We start from the raw sequence: 24,644 nt of genomic DNA, 5'->3' as shown, positions 1-24,644 counted from the left end.
CCCGCTTCCCGAACGCCCAGCGCACCCACCACCGGGGTGCGACACTGACGCCCATGGACCTCCTCAGCGCGCCGCGGCCATGCCGAATGCTCTCCGGCGCTGGAATCTCCGGCCCCCGCCATCTCGCGAGCGGTGATCGCGCATGAGCACCACACCCCGAGCCACCGTGGTCATCGCCTGCTACGAGGCGGGGTCCCAGCTGCGGCCCACGCTGGAGTCCGTCCTCGCCCAGAGCGTGGAGGAGATCGAGATCCTCCTGATCGACGACGGGTCGCGTCGGGATCCGGTGCCCGACGCCTCCGAGCTTCCCGATGACCCGCGGATCGTCGTGGATCGCCGGCCGGCCAACGGAGGCTACGCCCGGGTCACCAATCACGCTCTCGACCGTGCCCGGGGCGAGTGGATCACGTTCGTCGACGCCGACGACATCGTGGAGCCGAGCTACCTCGAGGCGCTCCTGGCCGAGGGCGAGGACGCGGAGGCCGACGTGGTGATGCTTCCGCTGATGGCGGTGCGCGGCGGCAAGGAGCTGGGGCCGCTGCCCTTCGACCCGCCGGCGGGACTTTCGACGGGGACCGAGGCGCTGGCCGCCCTCATCCACAACCGGATCGTGGGCAGTCAGCACATGCTGTGGCGCACCGCCCTCGGCCGGACCGAGCGCAACGGGACCCGGCCGGGCCACGGCGACCCGGAACCCCTCCGGGCCCCGGACGGCGAGACCTACTCGGATTTCGTGCTCGTCGCCCGGCTGTTCGCCCGCGCCCGCACCGTGGCCTACCTGTCCGAGCCGCTGTACCGGTACACGATCAGCCCGGACTCCACCTCGGGGGGACTGAGCGAGTCGGTGTGGGACCTGGTCGGAGTACCGGCCATCGTCCGCCCCACGCTGCAGCAGACCTTCCCCGCGGCGGAGGCCGAGGAGCTGTACCAGGAGCTCGAGCGCCACAACGTCACCCACATCCTGCACAAGGCGGCCCGGCAGCAACAGGATTCCGCGCTGCGGCGCGAGGTGACGGACTGGGCGCGCAGCCGCATCACGCTCGGCGGTCTTCTCGCACTCCTGCGGGGCGGCCACCGCGCCGAGGCCGGGTCCTGGGCGCTGGTGAAGCTCTCACCGGCGGCACACCGGCGCGCGCTTCACTGGCGCGATGCCCGGAAGGGCTGAGCATCGCCGTCGATCTCGCGAGGCGGGGTCGTCTCCTCGATCAGCACCGGTGGCGGCATGGGCCTCTGGGGCGGCAGCAGTTCCCGGGCGTGAGCGGCGAGGTCGACGACCGTGCGGGCCATCCGGCGGTGGCCACCGGAGCGTCCTGCCCGCAGCAGGTTCCACGGCAGGGAGAGGGACTCGCGCAGCACGGCTCCGCGCCCCAGCCGCCCAGGGAAGACCTCCGGATGCCGACGCCACACGTCGACGTCCGACCGGCCGCTGGCGTAGATCTTGCGGGTGAACTTCCACTGATCCTCGACGAGGCGGTAGTAGTTCAGCATGTCGGGGTCACGGCCGAACCGGGCACCGTGGGAGCGCAGCCGCACTCCGAACTCGTAGTCCTCGCGTCCGTAACGGCGCCAGGCCTCCTCGAACCCACCGGCCGCCAGGTAGATGTCGCGCCGGATCGCGATGTTGCTGCCCACCATCTCCCCGTCGGAGACGGAGTCGAATCCGAGCAGTTCGGAGTCCGGGTCGAAGGGTTCGGTGAGTCGTCGGATCGGCCCGCCGACCACGTCGTGCTCCTGCAGCCCGCGGTGGGCCCCGGCCAGCCAGTTGGGCCCGACCACGTCATCGGCATCGCAGAACGCGACCGCTGCGCCACGGGCGGCGAGCACGCCGGCGTTGCGCGGGTGGGCGACCCCCTTCCGCGCCCCGGCGTCGAGAACCCGCAGCGGCGCCGGGAACCTCGCGCGCCGCGCGAGCACCACTTCCCGCGTCCGGTCGCGGGACCCGTTGTCGGCGATCAGCAATTCCCAGGGCAGGTCGAAGGGCTGGGCGGCGAGCGCATCGAGCTGCGCATCTATCGTCGCCTCCCCGTTGAACACCGGGATGATCACGCTGATCACCGGCACAGCAGTGCGATCTGACATGGCCCCGCCGCCTCTCCCCGTGCACCGATCGCGAGCGTCGGGCTCACGAGCCGTCGGTGCGCTGTGAGGCCGAGAGTACACGCGGATTCGCCACCCTTCGAGGGTCCTCCGCCTCCCACCGGATCGCCGCCCTGACGGGTGAGGGGACTTCTCCCCATGGCCGAGAACTCCTCAGCACCACAGAATGACTGGATGAGCGATGACGAGCAGAATGCGCGCGAGGACACCGCTGCGGCGACATCCGAGATCGATGCCGCCACGTCGTCCCGCTCGTCGCGGCCGGTCCGCCTCGCCGGCGGCCTGACCCTCGCCGTGCTGCTCGTGGTCGCCGGCGTGTGGACCGGGGTGGCGCGCCCCTGGGACACCGCTCCGCGCAGCGAGCCGGGCGAGATCATCGTCCGCGGCCTCTCGCTGGACGAGGAACTCGGCGACCCCATCGACGTCGTCTACCCCACCGGCGGGCTCACGGTGCGGTTCGGCGAACCGACCCGCGAGACGCCGGTCCTGACCATGGACGAGGCCCCCTTCCCCAAGGCCCCGCGCGGCGGCCATTACCTGCCGGTCGAACTGGAGACCGTCGTGCCCGACGGACTCCGTGCGATGCGCCTGCCGGACTCGCAGATGCCCCCGCCGCAGGTCACCGTGGCCGTCGGTGACCAGGCCTATGATCTCGGGCCGGAGATCGCCGATCTGTTCTGGGACGACGGACGGATGCAGCTGACCAGGGTCGGATTCCTCCTGGCCGTGGACCGCGGGCCGGTGGAACCGGTGATGACCGTCAGCTTCGATGGAGAGGATCAGGTCATCACACCGGACGGTGTCACCGACGCCGGCACGTTCGCCGCCCTCCCCACCTCCGGATCCACTCCGTCCGGGGAGTGCGACGCGGAGGTCCTGCCGTCGGGGTGGGCCTCCCACGGCGATCCGACGTCGTGCACCCTCGCCGGCCCCGACGAACTGCCCTGGGTGGGTGGCCTCGGGTGGGCGCCGGAGGGACAGGTCTGGCAGGTCAGCACACTGGACCTCGAGATCCCCGCGGTCATCGAGTTCACGACGCCGGCAGAGGAGCAGCAGAGAGCGAGCGTGCAGAACTCTGCGGAGCTGACTCCCGTGGTCTCGGCGGACGACGCTGAGCCCGCCGCCATGTTTCCCACGGCGGAGGCGACCAACGCGCTGACGCTGTCACCGCCGGGGACGTGGACGGTGATCTCCGGACCGGTTCCCCCAGGGACCACGACGGAGCTGGGGATCACGGTGCAGGTGCTGGTCGAACCCGTGAGCGATGAGGAGCCCGGCCCCGAGGAGAGCGAACTGGAGCTGCAGTTCTCGGCCCACGCCGCGTGATCTCGGCAGCGTCCGCGCTCTGGCGCATTCCGAGACCCCCGTGCTACGGTTGTTGAGTCGTTTCAACCCGCGCCGGGCGACGGATACCGTGCAGTCACCCTGCTCGGCACGACGTCTCCGGACGCACAGGATCCGGCCCGTCAGCGTCGACGACCCACGAAGCCCGACCACGAAGGAGCTCCTCATGGCCCCCGCTCCCCTGCCCGCCTTACCCGAGAACGTCGCGCGCGACCTGCGCGAATTCACCATCGAGGTGCCCAGCTGGGGCTACGGCAACTCCGGAACCCGTTTCAAGGTGTTCGGCACTCCGGGCACTCCCCGGGACCCGTTCGAGAAGATCGCCGACGCCGCCCAGACCCATGCGTACACCGGTGCCGCACCGCGGGTCTCCCTGCACTACCCCTGGGACAAGGTGGAGGACTTCGCAGCGCTGCGTTCCTTCGCCGAGGAGCAGGGCGTGCGGATCGGGATGATCAACTCCAACACCTTCCAGGACGACGAGTACAAGTTCGGCTCGCTCACCCACACCGATGCCGCCGTGCGACGCCGCGCGATCGATCATCATCTCGAATGCCTCGAGGTCATGCGCGCCACCGGGTCGCACGAGCTGAAGATCTGGCTGGCCGACGGCACCAACTACGCCGGTCAGGACTCGATCCGCCGCCGCCAGGACCACCTCGCCGAGTCCCTGAGGGAGATCTACGCGGCTCTCCACGACGGCGAGCGCATGGTGCTCGAGTACAAGTTCTTCGAGCCGGCCTTCTACCACACGGACGTTCCTGACTGGGGCACCAGCCTGCTGCACTGCCTCGCCCTCGGCGAGCAGGCCATGGTGGTGCTCGATACCGGCCACCACGCCCCCGGCACCAACATCGAGTTCATCGTCGCCCAGCTGCTGCGCCAGAACCGGCTGGGCGCCTTCGACTTCAACTCGCGCAACTACGCCGACGACGACCTCATCGTCGGCTCCGCGGACCCGTTCCAGCTGTTCCGGATCCTGTTCGAGATCGTCCAGCAGGATGCCCACCGACCCGCATCGGGCGTGAACTTCATGCTGGACCAGTGCCACAACCTGGAGTCGAAGATCCAGGGCCAGATCCGCTCCGTCCTGAACGTGCAGGAGACCCTGGCCAAGGCGCTGCTGGTGGATCGCGAGACGCTCGATGACGCGCAGCAGCGCCACGACGTGCTCGAGGCGCACGGGATCCTGATGGACGCGTTCTGGACCGATGTGCGCCCGGCGCTGGCGGCGCTGCGCGAGGAGCAGGGACTGCCGACGGACCCGTTCACCGCGTTCCGCTCCAGCGGCTACGAGGAGAAGGTCGCCGCCGAGCGCGTCGGCGGGAACCAGATGGGATGGGGAGCCTGAGTATGAACGAGCACAGCACCACTGCCGGCGCCGCGGGCGGCACGGGCCGTACCGCCGGTGGCACGGCCACCGAGACCGTCGGCGCCCTGATCGCCCGCTCGAACGAGCTGGGCGCGGATCCGCGCAACACCAACTACGCCGGTGGCAACACCTCGGCCAAGGGCACCGACGTCGACCCCGTCACCGCCGAGGAGATCGAGCTGCTGTGGGTCAAGGGCTCCGGCGGCGATCTCGGCACCCTGACCGAGAAGGGCCTGGCGGTGCTGCGACTGGACCGCGTGCGGGCCCTGCAGGACGTGTACCCGGGCGTGGAGCGCGAGGACGAGATGGTCGCGGCCTTCGACTACTGCCTGCACGGCAAGGGCGGTGCCGCCCCGTCGATCGACACCGCGATGCACGCCCTGGTCGACGCGCCCCATGTCGATCATCTCCACCCCGATGCCGGGATCGCCCTGGCGACGGCGGCCGACGGGGAGAGACTGACCCGCGAGTGCTTCGGCGAGGCCGTGGTGTGGGTGCCCTGGCGCCGCCCCGGTTTCCAGCTGGGCCTGGACATCGCCGCGATCAAGAGGCAGAACCCGCAGGCGATCGGCTGCATCCTGGGAGGTCACGGCATCACCGCCTGGGGCGAGACGTCCGAGCAGGCTCAGCAGAACTCGCTGCGGATCATCCGCGAGGCCACCGAGTTCATCGAGGCCACCGGCGCCGCAGAGCCGTTCGGCGCCCACGACCCCGCCCGGGCGGCTCTGCCCGAGGCCGAGCGTCGGGCGAAGGCCTCGGCTCTGTTCCCCGTCGTCCGCGGGCTGGCCTCGACGGACGCTCCCATGGTCGGGCACTGGACGGACACCGACTCCGTCCACGAGTTCCTGGCAAGCGAGAAACTGGCGCCGCTGGCGGAGCTGGGCACCTCCTGCCCCGACCACTTCCTGCGCACCAAGGTCAAGCCCCTGGTCCTGGACCTCCCGGCCGATGCCCCGATCGAGGACGCCGTCGCCCGGCTGCGGGAACTGCACGAGGCCTACCGCGCCGACTACACCGACTACTACCAGCGCCACGCCGACGCGGACTCCCCCGCCATGCGCGGCGCGGACCCGGCGATCGTGCTGGTCCCCGGGGTGGGCATGTTCTCCTTCGGCAAGGACAAGCAGACCGCCCGCGTGGCCGGCGAGTTCTACGTCAATGCGATCAATGTGATGCGTGGGGCGGAGGCGATCTCGACCTACTCCCCCATCGACGAGTCCGAGAAGTTCCGCATCGAGTACTGGGCTCTCGAGGAGGCGAAGCTGCAGCGCCGTCCGACGCCCAAGCCCCTGGCCACCCGCGTCGCCCTGGTCACCGGCGGCGGCTCCGGCATCGGCAAGGCCACCGCCACCCGGCTGGTCGCCGAGGGCGCGTGCGTCGTGATCGCCGATCTGAACCTCGAGAACGCCGAAGCGGTCGCCGAGGAGCTCGGCGGGCCGGATGTGGCGGTGGCTCTGAAGGCCGACGTCTCCGATGAGCAGGCCGTGGTCGAGATGGTCCGCGAGGCCGTGCTGCCCTTCGGCGGGCTCGACCTGATCGTCAACAACGCCGGACTCTCGCTGTCCAAGCCGCTGCTGGAGACCACCGCGAAGGACTGGGACCTCCAGCACGACGTGATGGCCCGCGGCTCCTTCCTGGTCTCCCGCGAGACCGCGAGGGTGATGATCGACCAGGCCATGGGCGGGGACATCATCTACATCTCCTCGAAGAACTCCGTGTTCGCCGGGCCCAACAACATCGCCTACTCCGCCACCAAGGCCGATCAGGCGCACCAGGTGCGACTGCTCGCCGCGGAGCTGGGCGGGGACCAGATCCGCGTCAACGGCATCAACCCCGACGGCGTGGTGCGCGGCTCGGGCATCTTCGCCGGCGGCTGGGGCGCCTCGCGGGCGAAGGTCTACGGCGTCGAGGAGGAGAAGCTCGGCGAGTTCTATGCCCAGCGCACCCTGCTGAAGCGGGAGGTGCTGCCGGAGAACGTCGCGAACGCCGTGTACGCGTTGACGGCCGGGGATCTCTCGCACACCACGGGCCTGCACGTCCCGGTCGACGCCGGCGTCGCCGCAGCGTTCCTGCGCTGAGGGGACGGGACGGCATGGTGCACGAGGAGGTGCAGGGCTCCGCGCAGGCCGCGGCGGTGCCACCCGTGGCGATCGCCGCGGTCGATCTCGGCGCGACGTCCGCCCGGGTGATGCTCGGCGTGGTCTCCGCCGCGGGCATCGAGCTGACCGAGGCACGGCGCTTCGCCCACGAGCTGCGTGACCAGGACGGTCACCTCACCTGGGACATCGACGAGCTGTGGGCCCAGATCCAGGGCGGTCTGCGCGAGGCGGCCGCTCTCGCGCGCGAGCGCGGGCTGGAGCTGGCCTCGATCGGCATCGACTCCTGGGCGGTGGACTACGTGCTCGTCGGGCCCGACGGGTCCCGGATCGGGAACGCGATCTCCTATCGCGACTCCCGCACCGACGGGGTGGCCGACGAGGTCGCCGAACGCGTCAGCCGCGAGCGGCAGTTCGAGATCACCGGCATCGCCCAGCAGCCGTTCAACACGATCTACCAGTTCGCCGCCGACGAGCGCCTGCGGGACCTGCCCGAGGGCTCCCACGCCCTGATGCTGCCGGACTACTTCGCCTTCCTGCTGACGGGGCAGCGGCGCACGGAGGTCACCAACGCCTCCACCACGGGGCTGTTCGACGTGCGCGGGCGCACCTTCTCCCCCGAACTGTTGGCAGCGGTCGGGGTGGATCTTGCGATCTTCGCCCCGCTGATCGAGCCGGGTGAGCGCATCGGGGAGGTGCGGGAGGAAATAGCCGCCGAACTGGGTCTGGACGGGGTGGCGGTGACCGCCGTCGGCTCGCACGACACCGCCTCGGCGGTGCTTGCGGTTCCCTCCGCAACGAGCGTCGAGTCCACGACCGACGGCCCCATCGCCTACATCTCCTCGGGCACCTGGTCTCTGGTGGGGCTGGAGCTGCGCGAACCGATCCCCACCGAGGCCGCCCGACGGGCCGGCTTCACCAACGAGGGCGGCGTCGGCGGCACGACCCGCTTCCTGCAGAACGTCATGGGCCTGTGGCTGGTCTCGGAGTGCATGCGCCAGTGGTCCGAGGAGGGCCGCCAGACCGAGCTCGAGGAGCTTCTGGAGGCGGCCGCCGCCGAGCCCGGCGGACGATTCGTCATCGACGCCACCGATTCCCAGTTCCTGCCGCCCGGGGCGATGGCCGACCGGGTGGCCCGGGCCGCACGCCCGGGACCGGCAGCACACGGCGAGCACGACGTCCCGCGGACGAGTGCCGAGATCGTGCGCTGCCTTCTCGACTCCCTGGCCATCGCCTACCGCGACGCCGTGACCACGGCCTGTGAGCTGGCCGGGACGGGGACGCCGGCGAGAGTCCACGTCGTCGGTGGCGGCAGTCAGGGCGCCCTGCTGAATCAGCTGACGGCCGACGCCCTGGGCGTCGAGGTGGTGGCCGGCCCCGTGGAGGCCACCGCCCTGGGGAACATTGCCGTCCAAGCGGCGGCTCTCGGCGCGATCGAGGACAGCGCGGAGGCGATGCGCGCGCGCATTCGCGCCGGGGCCGAGCTGAGCAGATTCGCACCGTCCTGAGCGGTGTCGGTTCCGTACCGGGTGCGACGCTGACCGGACAGTTTTGCGAACCTGTACGGTGAACCGCCTCGAAACTGTACGGTGAGTGCCTGCGAATCTGTACGGTAGAGCGTTGCGAAGTTGTACGGCAGAAGTCTGCGAATCTGTACGGAAGTGCGCTGCGTTCCTCACGACGGGCCGTACGGCGTACCGGAGGGCCGACGGAATCGCGGTCGTACCCTGGCACTTCTGGGTCCGCGAGGGGGAGCCGACCTCGCGGTCCCAGCCGCTCTCGCGATGATCTGCTCAGACTGCCGTGGACTCCCGTTCGACCAACTCCGGCGTGAAGCTGACATGCCGCGGCGGAGACTCGGGGTTGGCGATCTCCTCCTCCAGCAGCGCGAGTGCGGTGCGCCCCATGAGGTCCGAGGGCTGGGAGACGGAGGTCAGCGGCACGACGGTGCTGCTTGCGAAGGCGATGTCGTCGTAGCCCACCAGCGCGATCTCCTCCGGCACCGCGACCTGATGGCGGAACGCGAAGGCCTGCAGCACGCCGACGGCGAGCAGGTCGTTCACGCAGAAGATCGCGTCGGGCCGTTCGGGCCGAGGGCGGCCGACGATTCGCTCCCCGACGTGGCGACCGGCGAGGACGGTGAGATCCTCCGCGTCAAGCACTTCGATCTCGAGCCCGGCGTCGGCGGCGGCGCGGCGGGCACCTCGGAGGCGATCCGCGACCTGGCGCAGGTCCTGACGAGCACTGACCACCGCGATCCGACGCCGGCCTCGCGAGAGGAGATGGCGTGCAGCGATCTCGCCGCCGGCGATGTCGTCGACGCTCAGTGAGGACCCTCCCCCGGCCTCGCGTTCACTCTCGACGAGCACGACGGGCGTGCCGCGACCCCGGATCCCCTCGATGACGTCCCGTGTGCCGCCGGTGGAGGCGAGCAGGATGCCTCGCACGCGCTGCTCCTCGAACAGCGAGAGATACAGCCTCTCGCGCTGCTCACGGTTGTTCGTGCTGCCGGAGATCACCGCAAGAGAGGAGCTCTCACCAGCCGCTTCGATACCGCCCACCAGCTGAGCGTAGAACGGGTTGCCGGAGTCCAGGACGATGGCGCCGACGGTATGGGAGCGGCCAAGCTTGAGCTGACGGGCGGCGTCGTTGCGGACGTATCCGAGCTCACTGATTGCCTGTTCTACGCGCTCCCGGCGGTCCGGGGAGACGATGTCCGGGCGATTGAGGACATTGGACACCGTTCCCACCGAGACGTTCGCGTGTCGGGCGACGTCCTTCATGCTGACCGGACGACTACCGACCATTCCCCCACACTCCTCACCTCACAGACCAGCGACTCCGCGACCTTACCGCGCTGCGATCACTCAAGCAGTGCCGGTGCTTCGTAGGCCACTGCCTGCACCGCGGCGGTGGGCTCGCGCCTGAACAGCACGTCTTCCATGTAACGGGAGATCAAGTCACCGACCGCGCACGCGGGACGCTCACCTCGGGCGCGACCTCGGTGTACGCCTGGATCGCCTGCTTGGCGAACTCGTCGCGCTCGGTGTTGCCCCACCAGGCGAAACGCAGGCCACCCTCGTCGGAGCCGCCTGCTCCCGCGTCCGCGGCGTTCGCACCGCAGGATGCGAGGCCGGCGAGCGAGGTCGGGTCAAGCGCAGTACGGCGGGTGGGCATGGATGCTCTCCCTCGATCATGGGGGGTACGGAAGCTCGGCCCAGGTCTCAAGACGACCTGCCTCGAGGCAAGCCGCGGAGGCTCGGAGCGTCGAGCAGTGCGGACGTCACCCCTTCACGGCCCCGGACGTCATCCCTGCAACAATCTGTCGATTGAAGAACAGAAACACGATTAACGGCGGAATCGTGATGAGCAAAATATTCATGAAGAGCAGATTCCATTGCGTAGAGTATTGGCTCATGAAGTTGTACAGGGTTAGCTGCACCGTTGCATTCTCTTCGCCCGGGAGGAAATAAAGGGGATGCACGAAATCATTGAATACCGCGACCGACTGCACGACTATCACCGTGACGACGGTCGGCTTGAGAAGAGGGAGAATGACCCTGAAGAAGAGCCTGAGAGGGCCGCAGCCATCGATGATCGCGGCCTCGTCGAGCTCCCTCGGGACCGTGGACATGAAAGCGCGGAACAGGAGCACGCAGAACGATATGCCAAAGGTGATCTCGACCAGGATAAGGCCCGGCAACGTCTTGAACAACCCGATCGACTGCAGCACCCAGATAGTAGGAACCACCGCGGGCGGCACGATGAGCCCCATCAGAACAGCGGCGTTCACCACGCCATTGAGCCGGCTCCGACGTCGCTGCAGCACGAACCCGACCATTGCTGCCACGACCACCATGCCTGCCACGCTCGTGACCGTCAGAATCGTGCTGTTCACCATGGCCGTCACAAGCATGTAGTCACGTGCCTGGAACACTTCGCGCAGATTCTCCACGAAGTGGAACGATGTCGGCATGGACAGATCCAGTCGGGAGGACTCTTGCCGGTCCTTCACGGCGTTATTTACCACCAAGGCGAATGGGACCACGAACACAAGCACGAATAGAACGAGTGTGAGCGCACTGACCACGTTGATTCGGACACGGGTTCTCATTGGTCGATCTCCGCCTTCCGCATGAAGTGGTTGAGTGGAAGCACGATCACCATGACCACGAGGAACAGGATGACGTTGCCTGCAGTCGACAGACCGTAGAAACCCGCCTGGTACTGCTTGTAGATCACCGAGGCGATCACATCGGAGGCGAACCCCGGCCCGCCGCCAGTCATCGCCCAGATGAGATCGAAGCTGCGAAGCCCGCCGATTAGAGACAGCGTGATGACGGTGAACGTTGCCGGACGAATCAACGGCAGCGTGACGTAACGGAAGGCGGTCCACGAACCCGAACCATCGACTTTAGCAGCCTCATAGTATTCCGTGGGAACAGCCACCACACCTGCCATATAGATGACAGTGGCGAGGCCGACTCCTTTCCAGATATCCACCAGCGCGACGGAGATCAATGCAAGCTGGGGGTTTGCCAGCCACTTGGGGCCTTCGACCCCGATCAGGCTCAGCGCGGAATTTATGAGCCCATCGCTGGGATGCATCATCGTGGTGAACATGACCCCGACCCCGATGGTCGAGACCAGAACCGGGAAGAACACCATGGAACGCAGCAACCCCCGTGCGCGAATCTGCGAGGTGAGAAGCAGCCCGAGAGCCATCCCGAGCACCACCTTGGCACCACTCGTCACAAAGGCGAAGACCACCGTGTTCCGCAGAGATCCGATGAGCTGGGGTTCGGACAGGAACTGCCGAAAGTTCTCGAAGCCAATGAACTCCCAGTCGAAGAGAGTCCATCTCGTCAGACTGAAAAAGAAAGACGCGAGGGTGGGGACGACGAAGAACACCAAGAATAGTAGGCCAGCCGGCAGGTAATACCACAAGGGGTACGCGGCAGCGAGGTAATTGCTTTTCCTCCTCCCGACACGCTCCTGCGAGACACCGTCCGTGGGGCTTCGAAGTGCTGCGACAGCCACGTGCTCACCACCCTTCGAGTCCGAGCTGCTGGGCCTGCTTCTCCACATCGTCGTCGTATCGCTGGGCCGCGGTCTTTGCATCGATGGAGCCGGTGCCGAGTTCGATAAGGATATTCTCCAGATTCGGGCCCTTGATCGGCGAGACGAACTCCAAGGCAGGGGTGGTCGCCCCCTCTGTATCGAAATACGTCTGGAGATCGGCGATCGCCGACGGCACGTCATCGGGCAACGGCACGTCGTCGACCATGTACGGACCCGTCGGCTGGGCTCCCTCCGCCATGGCGGCGAGGCCCTCGGCGGTGGTCGCGAACTCGATGAACGCCTTTGCGGCATCCGGATTCTCCGCGAAGGCCGGGACATAGAGACCGTTCGGCAACCACACGGTCAGACCATTCTTCTCGGCGTCATCGCCCGGAAGCGCGAAAAAGCCGACGTCCTCTATGTGGTCCGGATGATTGGCCTCGATCTCAGAGATGCCGCTCGCGAAGAATGGATAGTGCACTCCTTCGCCTGTCGCCAGGTACGCCAGAGCCTGCTCGAGGGTGGCGGAGACATAATCTTCATTCACCAAGCCCTCTTGGGTCACCTGCTCGACATGCTCGAAGGCCTTGAAAGCCGTCGGATCGTCGGCGAAGCCTACCTCGTTGGCGGTGTACTGATCAGCGAAGTCCGGATTGACCGCGGCAACATTATGATAGTCCGCCAGCACCAGGAACTGCGACGTGTACGTCTCCCCATAGCTCTGGATCACGCCGTGCTTTCCCGCCGATTTGGCCGCCTCGGCGTTCGCAATGAAGTCATCCCAGGTGAGCGGCACCTCGAGGCCCAGCTCCTCGTAGGTGGGCTTGTGGTACCAGATGCCACCGGAGTTCGACCCGCCGTGCGGAGCGCCGTACACCTTGTCCTCGGCGGTCACCGCAGCCGGATAGCTCTCCGCGAGTCGCCCTACCCAGGACTGGTCCGAGAGATCGAGGAGATTCTGTGTCGGCCGGATCGCCTGGAACAACGAGCCGGAGTTGTACGAGAACGCATCCGGCATGTCCTGCGTGCTCAACCGGGTCTTGACCAGATTGTCACCCTCCGTCCCGCCCGGACGAGTCTCCACAGTGAACTCGTAGTCCGTCTGCGAATCATTGAAGGCCGCGACGAGCGACTCCGCCGCAGCGATGTTGTTCGGGTTGTTGTCGACGAGGAACGTCACTGTTCCGCCGTCTCCTCCACCGCTTCCGCACCCCGTCACCGCGATGACGGAAGTGGCCGCTCCGGTCCCTGCGAGAAAAGTACGTCGTGTAATTGCCATGGGGGTTACACCTACCTCGTTGTATGTAACTCACCTCCACCGTGGTCAGTGGAGCACCCGTGAGCGATTGAAACGCTCCAAGTGTCGGACACGATAGAGGGGCCCACGCCGCGTGTCAATGGCCCGAGATCACGTCGTGACGTCGCGCGCCATGGGGGCTCCGTTCCGATCGCCGAAGCAAGCGCTTGCCCGTTTCTCGGGGTCTCTCGTGGAGATGTCGAGCTTTCCTGAGATGCGCTGACCAGCGAAAAGCTCTGCGCCTCTGGTCATCTCGCCCGTACGCGGTGACACTCCCGCCATTTGTCGGCGGGACGCGAGGCGCGCCCACCTGTGGCGAGCAACTGAGCCTTGTACGCCGACCCGAGGAGTGCTAGGTTGATTGAGTCGTTTCATCATGGGACGACTCGCCGCAGCCCCACTCGGCCGCTACGACGCGCAGAGTCGCCGCTCGCCCGGCCGCAGCACGGGGATAGAAGCATCCCGAACTCGTGCCCCGTACACACTGTCCGCACCCGGACGAAGTATCCGCACCCGTATGAAGGGGAAACCATGACACCGCTGTCCTCCGCACCGCTGACGACCCTCGACCGGTCACAGCCCATCGCCGCGTCAGCGCCCACCGGGCGCGTCCCGCGACTGGCCACCACGGCACGGCTGACGAACGCAGCGTCGTCGGTCGCCATGGCCGAGCTGCTTGCGACGGCGCAGGGTGTCTACGAGGTCGCGATTAACGGCACCCCTGTCACAAACTCCGTGCTGAACCCCGGATGGACCGTCTACGAATCACGACTCCAGGTGCAGCGCTTCGATGTCACGGAGCTGATCCGTGGCGGTTCCGCCGATGTGCACGTCTCCACGCTGCTCGCTCGCGGCTGGTGGAACGGTGACTTCGGATTCGGGGACGCCGCAGCGAACTATGGCACCGAGAACGCGTTCCTCGGTGCCCTGGTCGTCACCTTCACTGACGGCAGCACACAGGAGATCAGAACCGACGAGACGTGGACGGCGACAGGTTCCACGATCGAATTCGCCACGATCTACGACGGGCAGTACGAGGACCGCCGTTTTCACGCAGGCGAACCGACCCCGGTACGAATCGCTGAACTCGACCGTTCCACCCTGATCGAACAGCAATCGCCGTTGATCGTCCGGCACGAGGCCCGAGCGCCGGAGAAGATCTGGACGTCCCCCTCGGGCAAGACGCTCCTCGACTTCGGCCAGAACCTGGTCGGATGGCTCCGCTTCACCGTGACCGGGCCCTCCGGCACCGAGATCACCATGCGTCACGCCGAAGTTCTGGAAAATGATGAACTCGGGGTGCGGCCGCTGCGCACTGCCGCTGCGACCGATCGCGTCATCCTCTCCGGTGACCCGGACGGGGAGTCGTTCGAGCCGACCTTCACATTCCACGGATTCCGCTACGCGGAGATCACCGGCTGGCCCGGCGACTTGCGCCCGGAGGACGTCGAAGCCGTCGTGGTCCACTCCGATATACCCCGCACCGGGTGGTTCGAGTGCTCGCACGCCGGCGTGAACCAGCTGGTGCACAACTCCGTCTGGAGCCAGCGCGGAAACTTCCTGGCCGTTCCCACCGACTGCCCACAGCGCGATGAGCGCCTGGGCTGGACCGGTGACATCGCCGCCTACGCGGCGACGGCTGCCTACCAGTTCGATGTCTCCGACTTCCTGCACAACTGGTTGCTGGACGTGCGTGCGGAGACCGACCTTCCTCCGCTGAACTTCGTCCCGTTCGTCGTCCCTGACATCCTCAAGCTCCGCAAGGGTGGCAAGGACCCCTTCGCCGAGGGTGAGCCGCGGGAAGTTCCCACGGCCATCTGGGGCGATGCCGCCGTCTGGGTCCCGCAGGCGCTGTGGAACGCCTACGGAGATCTCGACCGGCTGCGCGAGCACTACCCCGGCATGGTGCTGCATCTCGAGTCCGTCGAGCGCGCCCTCTCCCCCAGCGGCCTGTGGGACACCGGCTTCCAGTTCGGTGACTGGCTCGATCCCGATGCCCCGCCGGACGCGCCGGCCGATGCGAAGGCCGACAAGGGCGTGGTCGCCACCGCCTGCCTCGTGCGCTCGGCCCGTTTCGCGGCGGAGACCGCACGGCTGCTCGGCGAGGACGATGATGCCCGGCGCTGGCAGGACCTCGCAGAGAGCACGCTCTCCGCGTTCACCGACGCCTACGTCGAGGCCGACGGTCGCATCCGCTCCGACTGCGCGACCGTGTATTCGCTGGCCATCGTCTTCGACCTGCTCGACGAACCCACCCGAGCCGCAGCCGGTCAGCGGCTCGCCGAGCTGGTGCGCGAGGCCGGCTACAAGGTCTCCACCGGCTTCGCCGGCACCCCGTTCGTGACCTGGGCACTCTCCGAGACCGGGCATGTCGAGGACGCGTACCGGCTGCTGCTCGAGGAGGAGAACCCTTCCTGGCTGTATCCGGTCTCGATGGGCGCCACCACGATCTGGGAGCGCTGGGATTCGATGCTGCCGGACGGCTCCATCAATCCCGGCGAGATGACCAGCTTCAACCACTATGCCCTGGGCGCGGTCGCCGACTGGATCTATCAGGTCGTCCTCGGTATCCGGCCGGCCGAGCCCGGATACCGCACGATCCTGCTGAAGCCCACACCGGGGCCCGGCATCGACTGGGCGAAGGGCGCCTACGACTCCGCCGTCGGCCGGATCGAGGTCGAATGGTCCACGGCGGAGGGCGGCTTCACCTGCACGGCGACCGTGCCCGCCGGCATCGACGCGCAGGTCGAGCTGCCCGACGGCACCGCCCGGCAGATCACCGGCACCGGGGAGCCCCGCACCCTGGCGTGACGCGCGCGCGTCGCAGCAACACTCGGAAAGCGTTTGATCCGCGTGGGGCGATCAGGAAGCATCATGCGTTCTCGGCAGGACAGGCCCCGCGGGGCCCGTGGGCGAAGCTGCTCACGTCGTCTCCTGCCGGGTCACTCCGACCCATCGATGTGCAGGAGAACGACATGCTCACCCGACGCCACACCCTGGCCCTGCTGGCTGCTGCCGGCGCGGCGCCCGCCCTCGCCGCCTGCGGCCCCAACGCCGGGTCCTCCGCGAACGGGATGCGGATCTACTGGTGGGGTGGCGACCTTCGCAACGACCTCACCCGCGAGGTGCTGGACATGTACACCGCCGAGAACACGGAGGTGGAAGTCTCGCCGGAGTACAGCGAGTGGTCGAGCTACTGGGACAAACTGGCCACCCAGACCGCCGGCGGCACGATGCCCGACGTGGTGCAGATGGATGAGGCCTACATCGACTCCTACGGCACCGAGGGTTCGTTGCTCGATCTCGAGACCGTCTCGGACTCCCTGGATCTCTCCGCGATGGACGACGCCATCCTGGAGACGGGCCGCCTGGCCGATGGCACTCTGGTGGGCGCACCGAACGGCTTCAACCTCTTCGCCACCGGCATGAACCCGACCGTGCTCGAGCAGGCCGGCATCGACGCCCCGGACGACACCACGTGGACCTGGGACGACTTCCTCGAGCTGTGCCAGCAGATCTCGGAGTGGGGGAAGTCCACCGGCGAGGACGTGTTCGGCACCAGCTCCTTCGGGCTCGGCTCCGCCGACCTCGCCGCCTGGGCCCGCCAGTCCGACAACCAGCAGCTGTTCCCGCGCGAGGACGAGGAGCTGGTCACCAAGGACACGATCGTCGACCTGCTCGAGTTCAGCCGCAGTCTGGCTACCACCAGCGCCGCGCCAGGCGCCTCAGCGCAGATGGAGGACGACTCCGCAAGCCTCGAGCAGGGACGCTTCGCGACCAACCGCTGCGCCTTCATGCAGGTTCCGAGCTCGCAGATCCTCACGTTCCAGGAGTCCTCCGGCTCCCCGCTGCAGCTGCTGCGCATGCCGGCCCGCACCAGCGGAGAATCCCGCATGGTCAACAAGGCATCGATGTACTGGTCCATCGGCAAGTCCACCGGGGACACCGCGCAGGCGGCCGACCTGACCAGCTTCCTGCTCGCCGATGACGCGGCGGCCGAGGTCCTGAAGATCGAGCGCGGGATCCCGGCCTTCCCGGAGCTGCAGGAGACGGTGCGGCCCCTGCTGAGCGAGAACGAGCTGGTCTCTCTCGACTTCGCTCAGAAGATGCAGGAAGAGGTGGTCAAGCCTCCTGCGGTGACTCCCGCAACCGGTGTGGGCTTCGGCGACGAGTACGCCAATCTCGCCGAGGAATCCCTGTTCGGCAAGCGCTCGACCTCGGAGATCGCCGACGACATCCTCAGCACGCTCGAGAACATGCAGCCGCAGCACTGACCTCCGTCACGCGCCCTTCCTCGGCGCCCTGCGTCGGCGCCGCCCGTCACGCACCGACCTTCGCGCGCCGACCTCCGCGCGCCCTGCGCCGGCGCCCGCGTCATGCGCCGAGATCCGCGACCTGGTGGAAATGAGCGAGACATTTCAACCAGGTCACGGATCTTGCGCGCGCCCTACCGCTCAGGGGCGCCCGGAGCGGACCATCCACGGCGCGATCACGCTCGTTCAGTCACCCTCGCGCGATCACCTCGTGCGGTCACCCTCGTCCGGTCACTCCGCGACCGGCTCGATCGTGCCGCGGAACATCTCCAGCACCACGAAGTTGTCCGCATACGGGGCGTTGGCCAGGATCGGATCGTCCGTCGCCGGGAAGCCCTGGACGCGCACGCCCTCCAGGGCCGGGTTGTTCCCGTACCGCTCGAAGATCGGGATGATCGGCAGCAGCTCGTTGAACGCGAGCGCCACGGTGGAGACGTTCTGCTTCTGCTCCTCCACGTCCAGGCCCTCGCCCGAGGTGGTCACCAGGGCCTCCAGGTCGACGGTGCCCGCGGACGTCTCGACGTCCTGCAGCGGGAACGCGTACCCCTTGCCGCCCTGGTTCTTGGCGATCGGGATGTTGTGCAGGAACAGGTCCGTCACGTACGAGAAGTAGGGATGGGGGTGCGTGGAGGAGCCCCAGGCCTGGATGGCCATCTGGAAGTCGCCCTTGTCGATGTCGATGGGCGCCTGCTTGTCGTCCAACCCGCGAGCGGTCACCTGGATGCCGAACTCCGTGAGCTGCTCGGCGATGTTGGTTCCCGAGGCGGACCAGTCCGCGTACGTCTGGGGGAACTGGATCTCGTACTGGGCAGGGTTGCCCTCGGGCGTCATCCATGCATCGCCCTCCTTGGTCCAGCCGGCCTCCTCGAGCAGCGCGGTGGCCTTGTCCAGGTCCTGCTCGTACGTATCGAGCTTGCCCTTGACGTCCTCGGTCAGCCACTGCTCCACGAAGTTGTCGGAGAAACCGACCATGTTGACCACGGCCTTGCCGGAATCGGCCAGGGCGACCTGACCGTTGACCTCCCGGTCGATGAGATAGGCGAAGGCGCGGCGGGTGCGCACGTCGGCGAACTCCGGGAACTGATCCTGGTTGAGGTACAGGGCCGGGCCGGAATACACCGGGGGCCGCAGGATCGTGTACCCGGCGGCTTCGAAGGGCTCCTCCGAGGCAGGGGCGAACCCGTGGGTGGCGTAATCGATGTCCCCGGACTGGACCAGCGAGGTGATCTCGGTGGTCTCCCCGTTGTAGATCACGATGTTGTCGAAGGTGACCTTGTCCGCGCCGTACCCGGAGTCGTTGCGCACCAGGGTGAGCTGGGTGTTGGTGATGGTGTCGTAGTCGAAGTCGTACGGGCCCGAGACGATCACGTTCTCGGGCTTGAAGCTCTGGAACTCGGTGCCCAGGGCCTCGCCGTCGCCCTCGTCCATCGTGCCGCCGGCATCGACGATCGCCTTGGCGCGATCGGCCCACTCGCCGTACTGCGCGGTCGAGAGGATGTTGCTCTTGAGGATGTAGCGCTCGAGCACCGCCGGCGGGTTCTCGAAGTTGACCACGAACGTGGTGTCGTCCGGCGCTTCCATGCCCTTGATGAAGTCCCAGGCCGGGGAGCGCTGGATGAACTGGACGTAGAACGTGGTGAGGTAGTCCTGGGAGGTCAACGGCTCGCCGTCGCTCCAGGTCAGTCCGTCCTTGAGCGTCACGGTCAGGGTTCCGGCATCGGTGTCGAGGGTGTGGGAGTCCGCGATCAGGTATTCCCACTTCTCTTCGTCCCACAGCCACAGTGCGGGCGGCGGGACCAGCAGGTCCCGGTAGAGCCCGTCCCCGAGGATGGAGGTGGGCACGGCCGCGTACGGGATGCCGGCGAAGTTGAAGTGCCCCTCGGGAGGCTGCTTGTACGGCCACGCGCCGTGGAACGCCCCGCCGCCGCTGCCGCCCTCACCACCGCCCTCGGGCTCGGCCGGCGCGCACGCGGCGACCCCGGCTCCGGCGACCGAGGTCAGGCCGACCGCCTTCAGGACATCACGCCTGCTCCAGGTAGTGCTCATGTCTCCTCCTTGTGTGTGACGACGGAGTCGTCGGTGGGGTCGGACATCGCGTCCTCGCGATGTCGTCGTCGGGTGCTGATGCGCTGCGCCGCCACCGAGGCGATGACGATGCCGATGCCGAGCAGGAGCGCGATGATGCTGACGATCCGTTCGGCGGTCCCGGCGCTGGTACCGGGGATCATGAGGGCCGAGCCGACGGCCACGAAGCAGCCCAGGGACAGCAGGGCTCGGGCCGCGGTGTCGATCATGGCGAGGCACCTCCCCCGCCGGTGGGTGCCGGGGCGCGGGGCCCCGGCGTCGGACTAGCCGGATCAGCTGCCCCGGCCGGGTCGGTGAGCACGGTGCAGGCGACGTCCTGCGCAGGGGCCTGCGGCGAGGGCAGCAGCACCGGGCGGATCTCCCGGCAGCGGTCCTCGGCCAGCGGGCAGCGAGGGTGGAAGGTGCACCCGCTGGGCAGGTCGGACAGGCTCGGGAGGTCGGCGCTGAGCAGCCCTCCCCCGGCCTTCTTCTGCTTGCTCAGCTCCGGGTCCGGCTCGGGGACGGCCTCGAGCAGCGCCCGGGTGTAGGGATGCTGAGGATTGTTGATCACCTGCGGGGTCGGGCCGGCCTCGACGATCTTGCCGAGGTACATCACCGCGGTGCGCCCCTCCCAGGCGAAGTACTTCGCCAGGGCCAGGTCGTGGGTGATGTAGATGAAGCCGACGCCCTCCTCCTTCCGCAGGCGGGTGAGCATGTTCAGCAGGCTCACCCGGATGGAGACGTCGAGCATCGAGGTGGACTCGTCGGCGATCAGCAGTCGCGGCGAGAGGGTGAGTCCGCGAGCGACGGAGACGCGCTGGCGCTGCCCGCCGGACATCTGGTGGGGGAACTTCGCGCGGTAGCTCTCCGGTGGGGTGAGGTCGACCCGCGTGAGCAGCTCGTCCACCTGCTGGTCGACCTCGGCGGCGCTGCGGGCCAGGCCGTGGCGCCGCAGCGGGACCGCAAGGGTGCTGCGGATGGAACGGATCGGGTTCAGCGAGGCGTAGGGATCCTGGTGGATGTACTGGACCGCACGCCGGTACTCACGGCGTTCGGCGCGGGTCATCTCGGCCAGGTCCTTGCCCTCGAAGCGCACCGAGCCGGAGGTCGGAGAGGCGAGGCCCGCGGCCAGGCGGGCAGTGGTCGTCTTGCCGCTGCCGGATTCGCCCACCAGGCACAGCACCTCGCCGGAACCGACGCTGAGGGAGACGTCCGAGACGGCGGGCAGATCCTTGCCTTTGACGTGGAAGACCTGGGAGGCGTGGTCCAACTCGATCAGCGGTGTGGAGGGCGACGGCGCATCGTGGCTCGTCGCCGGGTCGTGGGCGGCCTCAAGCACGGGCGATCACCTTCCGTTCGTGGTTGACCTGGTCGTGGTGGATGCAGGCCGCCGCGTGGGTCATGTCGCGGGGGCGCTGGGTCAGGGTGATCAGCTCGGGCTCGACCGGCAGGCACTCGTCGGTGGCCAGTTCGCACCGGGGCGCGAAGGCGCAGCCGGGTGGCAGTGTGGCCAGGGACGGCGGAGCGCCGGGGATGGAGGCCAGCTCCGGCAGGTCGCCGACGACGGGCGGGACTGCGTTGATGAGCTTCGAGGTGTACGGGTGCTTGGGCGCCGAGAAGATGTCCCGGGTGGAGCCGGTCTCGATGACCTTGCCGGCGTACATCGTGATCACCCGATCCGCGAGCTCCGCGGCGAGTGCGAGATCGTGGGAGATGAAGATCATCGCGAACTTGAACTCCTCGCGCAGCTCCGCGAGCAGGTCGATCACGGTGCGCTGGGTGAGGATGTCCAGTGCCGTGGTCGGTTCGTCCAGCACCAGCAGCCGCGGGCGCAGCAGCAGACCGGTCGCGATCAGCGCACGCTGCTTCATCCCGCCCGACATCTCGTGCGGATAGCTGCCGAGGACCCGTTTCGGCTCCAGCCGCACCGAGCGCAGTGCCTCGCTGGAGCGTTCGATGATCTCGCGCCGCGAGATGCGACCGTGGGCATGGTCGATGAGGGTGTCGGCCATCTGCTGTCCGATGGTCAGCACAGGGTTGAAGGCGTTCTGCGCGCCCTGGAACACCATGGCCGCCTCCGACCACCGCCAGCGGCGCAGCTGGGAGGTCGACATGGCGGTGACGTCCTGCCGGACGCCGTCATCCCCGGTGTAGGTCACGGTGCCGCCGGTGATCTCGCCGAGGGTGGGCAGCAGGCGCAGCAGAGCCAGCCCCAGGGTGGTCTTGCCGCAGCCGGATTCGCCGACCAGCGCCAGCGAGGATTCCGGGTAGAGGTCGAAGCTCACCCCGCGCAGGGCGCGCACGGCGGTGTCCTTGCCGGTGCGGTAGGCGACCTGGAGATCGCGCGCGGACAGCACGGGAGCGTCCTCGGTGGAGGCGGGCCGGCTGGTCTCGGACGTCGTGGAGGCAGTCATCAGCGGTCCCTCAGTCGTGGGTTCAGGATCTCTTCCAAGGTGCGGGTCAGCAGGATCAGCCCGAGCTGGAGGAGGACGATCATCGTCACCGGCGCGACGATGTACGGCATCGCATCGGGGTTGAACATCGCGCCCTTGGTCCACGCGTCGTTGATCATGATTCCCCAGTTGGTCCCGCGCTGCGGGGCCAGGCCCAGCAGGTACAGGCCGACCATCGCGTAGATCGCGTTGGTCACGGCGATGATGAAGTTGATGAGGATGTAGCTGGCCATGTTGGGCACGATCTCGCCGAACACGATGCGCAGCCATCCCACGTCCAGCAGCTGCGCGGCCTCGACGAACTCGCGCTCCTTGAGGGAGAGCACCTGGGCGCGGATCGACCGCATCAGCACCGGCCAGGTCAGCACGCCGATGATGACTCCCAGCAGGAGGGGCGAGTCGAGCTTGTAGAACGCTCCGACCACCGCGAGCAGCACGATCTGGGGAATCGTCATGACGATGTCGGTCAGCTGCAGCATGGCGGCGTCGAAGCGGCCACCGAAGTAGCCGGCCAGGGAGCCGATGGCCACGGCGATCACGGTGGTGATGGCGGCGGCCAGGAAGCCGACCATCAGCACGGTGCGTCCGCCGATGATCACGAGGTGGACGGTGTCCTTGCCGTTGCCCTCCAGGCCCAGCCAGTGCTGGGCGCTGGGGCCTTCCCAGGCGCGGGCCGCGTCGCCCGGCACGGAGGTGCCCATGACGAGAGGACCGATCAGGGAGATCGCGAGGATCAGCAGCACCAGGCACAGTCCGACGAAGCCGGAGGTGCTGCGGGTGAGTTCGCTGAACAGACGGCGCAGCGGATTGGTGCCCTTCGCCGCGGTCGTGCCCTCGGTGGGGGCCGGGACGGCGGGCCCGGGAGCCGTCGGCGGTGCCTCGGCGCTCATGCCGCACCTCCTTCGCCCAGTCGGATCCGCGGGTCGAGGGCGGCGTTGATCAGGTCGGCCGCCAGGTTCGCGAGCACGACGGTGATGGTCACCACCAGCAGAACTCCTTGGATGGTCGGGTAGTCGCGGGTGTTGATCGACTCGAACAGCAGCAGGCCGACGCCCTCGTAGGAGAACGTCTGCTCCACGAAGATGGCGCCGCCGACGACGAAGCCGGCCTGGGTGGCGATCTGGGCGATCAGCGGCAGCAGGGCGTTGCGGCCGACGTAGTTGCCTTGGATGCGGGACTCCCGCAGACCGCGCGCCTTGGCGACGGTCACGTAGTCCTCGCCCAGGACCTGGGTGGTCGAGGACTTCATGATCAGCGCCCAGGTGCCCACCGTGGTGAGGATGTAGGTGATCATCGGGAGCGTGGCGTGGTATCCGATGTCCGAGAGGAACCGCAGCGAGAACTCGGGGTCGACGCCGGGCGAGACGTTCCCGCGCATCCGGGTGTAGTCGATGACGCCGAGCTGGACGGCGCCAACCACCACGATGAGGATCGCCAGCAGGTAGTTGGGGATGGCGTGCAGGCCGCTGCCGATGACGGAGACGGCGTGGTCGATGACGCCCCCGCGGCGGTAGGCCATGATCATGCCGAGCAGGAGCCCGATGGTGATCGAGATGAGCAGGGCCATTCCCACGCTGTACAGGGTCCACGGGAGGTAGGTCGCGATCTTCTCGGTGACCGTGACGCCGGGGGTCGCGATCGACGTGCCGAGGTCGCCGCGGAGCACGCCCGCCATGTAGTCGATGTACTGGCGCCACAGCGGCGTGGACGGATCGAACCGGAAGAAGGTGGCGGCCTCGGAGGCAGCCTGGTCGTACGACTTCCCGTACAGCGCGATCTGCTGATTGATGTAGACGTCCACCGGGTTGCCCGGCAGCAGGCGGACCATCAGGAACACCCCGGAGGCCACCACCCAGATCACGAACAGCGACCGCAGCAGGCGGCGCAGGATGAATGAGTGGTAGATGCGGTGCCCGAGAGACGGTCGGGGCGCGGCATCCTGCGGTGGGGCTACCGATGTCGATACGTCGGTGCTCATGCTCCTCCTCGGGCAAGCGACAGTGCTCGTAGCGAACACTAGCCACGAAGCCACCGTGTGAACGTCATACATTGCGTAACAGTTTGAGCACTTTTGCTCATTTGATCCCTCGAGCGGTCACGCTCACCCATCAAGGCCCGTCACGACGATGATCACGCGCAGCGCCGAGGCGGTCGCTACCGAAGGGGCGTCGTTGCGCATTCGTGACCCTCGGGCACGCTCCTCGGCCCGGCACGCCCAGGTGGCTGGTCACGGGCCTCACCGCCCGGCGCACTCAGCACCCGTTGCCGGAACCTCCCACCTCACGCCCCGGTCCGCTCAACGCCTCACCCGGCCCCACAGTCACCTCGTCGTCGCCGGGTCCCACGGCTCGCGCACTCGGCCTCGTCGTCGCCGGGTCCCACGGCTCGCACTCGCCGGGATGCTCCGACCCCGCCGTCGTCGCCGACTACTGGCGGCTCAGCGGGTGCCGATCGCTATATGGCAACGGCACCCGCTGACGCGCCAGCCCGGAGATGACGACGACGAGGGTGGTGGTCAGAGAGAGCGGCAGGGCGGCGCTGACCGAG

19 protein-coding genes are annotated in these 24,644 nt (G+C 67.9%); 7 read left to right on the top strand and 12 right to left on the bottom strand.

The features are described 5' to 3' along the window. The first annotated feature begins 142 nt into the window (after positions 1-142). Positions 143-1,165: a glycosyltransferase family 2 protein gene (locus ACFQRD_RS06610; protein WP_377018455.1), complete on the top strand. Its 1,023-nt coding sequence runs from the start codon at positions 143-145 to the stop codon at positions 1,163-1,165. Here the strand turns inward: ACFQRD_RS06610 and ACFQRD_RS06605 are convergent. Continuing rightward, positions 1,138-2,079, bottom strand: a complete 942-nt coding sequence (locus ACFQRD_RS06605) for a glycosyltransferase (protein ID WP_377018454.1) — start codon at positions 2,077-2,079, stop codon at positions 1,138-1,140. The two genes, ACFQRD_RS06610 and ACFQRD_RS06605, sit on opposite strands and share 28 nt — an antisense overlap. A 192-nt stretch (positions 2,080-2,271) precedes the next feature. On the opposite strand from ACFQRD_RS06605, the gene ACFQRD_RS06600 reads away from it, so the two are divergent. From ACFQRD_RS06600 to ACFQRD_RS06585, 4 genes are all read left to right on the top strand, one after another. Further along, complete coding sequence (locus ACFQRD_RS06600) at positions 2,272-3,423, top strand: hypothetical protein (protein ID WP_377018453.1); 1,152 nt, start codon at positions 2,272-2,274, stop codon at positions 3,421-3,423. A 184-nt stretch (positions 3,424-3,607) separates the two neighbouring features. Then, the gene (rhaI, locus tag ACFQRD_RS06595; protein WP_377018452.1) at positions 3,608-4,792 is read left to right on the top strand and encodes an L-rhamnose isomerase; all 1,185 of its coding nucleotides are present in this window, start codon (positions 3,608-3,610) and stop codon (positions 4,790-4,792) included. Between the two features lie 2 nt (positions 4,793-4,794). Next, positions 4,795-6,891, top strand: a complete 2,097-nt coding sequence (locus tag ACFQRD_RS06590) for a bifunctional aldolase/short-chain dehydrogenase (RefSeq protein WP_377018451.1) — start codon at positions 4,795-4,797, stop codon at positions 6,889-6,891. Positions 6,892-6,905: 14 nt separating this feature from the next. Continuing rightward, positions 6,906-8,417 carry a rhamnulokinase family protein gene (locus ACFQRD_RS06585; protein WP_377018450.1) on the top strand — a complete coding sequence of 504 codons (1,512 nt, stop codon included), beginning with the start codon at positions 6,906-6,908 and terminating at the stop codon, positions 8,415-8,417. A 285-nt stretch (positions 8,418-8,702) separates the two neighbouring features. On the opposite strand, the gene ACFQRD_RS06580 is transcribed toward ACFQRD_RS06585, so the two are convergent. The 5 genes from ACFQRD_RS06580 to ACFQRD_RS06560 form a co-directional block, all read right to left on the bottom strand. Beyond that, positions 8,703-9,716, bottom strand: a complete 1,014-nt coding sequence (locus ACFQRD_RS06580) for a LacI family DNA-binding transcriptional regulator (protein ID WP_377018449.1) — start codon at positions 9,714-9,716, stop codon at positions 8,703-8,705. Between the two features lie 148 nt (positions 9,717-9,864). Then, complete coding sequence (locus tag ACFQRD_RS06575) at positions 9,865-10,086, bottom strand: hypothetical protein (RefSeq protein ID WP_377018448.1); 222 nt, start codon at positions 10,084-10,086, stop codon at positions 9,865-9,867. A gap of 106 nt (positions 10,087-10,192) precedes the next feature. Continuing rightward, entirely contained in the window at positions 10,193-11,023 is an 831-nt protein-coding gene (locus tag ACFQRD_RS06570; protein WP_377018447.1) for a carbohydrate ABC transporter permease, read from the bottom strand. Next, positions 11,020-11,820 (bottom strand): carbohydrate ABC transporter permease, encoded by an 801-nt coding sequence (locus ACFQRD_RS06565; protein ID WP_377018446.1) that lies wholly within the window; start codon positions 11,818-11,820, stop codon positions 11,020-11,022. Before ACFQRD_RS06565 ends, ACFQRD_RS06570 begins: the two co-directional genes overlap by 4 nt. A gap of 133 nt (positions 11,821-11,953) precedes the next feature. Further along, positions 11,954-13,150: an ABC transporter substrate-binding protein gene (locus ACFQRD_RS06560; protein ID WP_377803601.1), complete on the bottom strand. Its 1,197-nt coding sequence runs from the start codon at positions 13,148-13,150 to the stop codon at positions 11,954-11,956. Between the two features lie 648 nt (positions 13,151-13,798). On the opposite strand from ACFQRD_RS06560, the gene ACFQRD_RS06555 reads away from it, so the two are divergent. Together ACFQRD_RS06555 and ACFQRD_RS06550 are read left to right on the top strand one after the other, a co-directional pair. Further along, positions 13,799-16,078, top strand: a complete 2,280-nt coding sequence (locus ACFQRD_RS06555; RefSeq protein WP_377018444.1) for a family 78 glycoside hydrolase catalytic domain — start codon at positions 13,799-13,801, stop codon at positions 16,076-16,078. 164 nt (positions 16,079-16,242) lie between these two features. Continuing rightward, positions 16,243-17,541: an ABC transporter substrate-binding protein gene (locus ACFQRD_RS06550; protein ID WP_377018443.1), complete on the top strand. Its 1,299-nt coding sequence runs from the start codon at positions 16,243-16,245 to the stop codon at positions 17,539-17,541. A gap of 270 nt (positions 17,542-17,811) precedes the next feature. Here ACFQRD_RS06550 and ACFQRD_RS06545 read toward each other — a convergent pair whose 3' ends face one another. The 6 genes from ACFQRD_RS06545 to ACFQRD_RS06520 are packed head-to-tail and all read right to left on the bottom strand — an operon-like array spanning position 17,812 to position 24,075. After that, positions 17,812-19,626 carry an ABC transporter substrate-binding protein gene (locus ACFQRD_RS06545; protein WP_377018442.1) on the bottom strand — a complete coding sequence of 605 codons (1,815 nt, stop codon included), beginning with the start codon at positions 19,624-19,626 and terminating at the stop codon, positions 17,812-17,814. After that, entirely contained in the window at positions 19,623-19,874 is a 252-nt protein-coding gene (locus tag ACFQRD_RS06540; RefSeq protein ID WP_377018441.1) for a hypothetical protein, read from the bottom strand. Before ACFQRD_RS06540 ends, ACFQRD_RS06545 begins: the two co-directional genes overlap by 4 nt. Next, complete coding sequence (locus ACFQRD_RS06535; RefSeq protein WP_377018440.1) at positions 19,871-20,983, bottom strand: ABC transporter ATP-binding protein; 1,113 nt, start codon at positions 20,981-20,983, stop codon at positions 19,871-19,873. The genes ACFQRD_RS06540 and ACFQRD_RS06535 overlap by 4 nt, the downstream gene beginning before the upstream one ends. Then, positions 20,976-22,058: an ABC transporter ATP-binding protein gene (locus tag ACFQRD_RS06530; protein ID WP_377018439.1), complete on the bottom strand. Its 1,083-nt coding sequence runs from the start codon at positions 22,056-22,058 to the stop codon at positions 20,976-20,978. The genes ACFQRD_RS06535 and ACFQRD_RS06530 overlap by 8 nt, the downstream gene beginning before the upstream one ends. After that, the gene (locus tag ACFQRD_RS06525; protein WP_377018438.1) at positions 22,058-22,987 is read right to left on the bottom strand and encodes an ABC transporter permease; all 930 of its coding nucleotides are present in this window, start codon (positions 22,985-22,987) and stop codon (positions 22,058-22,060) included. The genes ACFQRD_RS06530 and ACFQRD_RS06525 overlap by 1 nt, the downstream gene beginning before the upstream one ends. Next, complete coding sequence (locus ACFQRD_RS06520) at positions 22,984-24,075, bottom strand: ABC transporter permease (RefSeq protein ID WP_377018437.1); 1,092 nt, start codon at positions 24,073-24,075, stop codon at positions 22,984-22,986. The genes ACFQRD_RS06525 and ACFQRD_RS06520 overlap by 4 nt, the downstream gene beginning before the upstream one ends. Between the last annotated feature and the right edge of the window lie 569 nt (positions 24,076-24,644).

Source organism: Brachybacterium sp. GCM10030268, assembly GCF_042666305.1.
Lineage (GTDB): Bacteria > Actinomycetota > Actinomycetes > Actinomycetales > Dermabacteraceae > Brachybacterium.
Note: the sequence above shows the minus strand (reverse complement) of the source record. Positions and strands in the feature narration are given on the sequence as shown.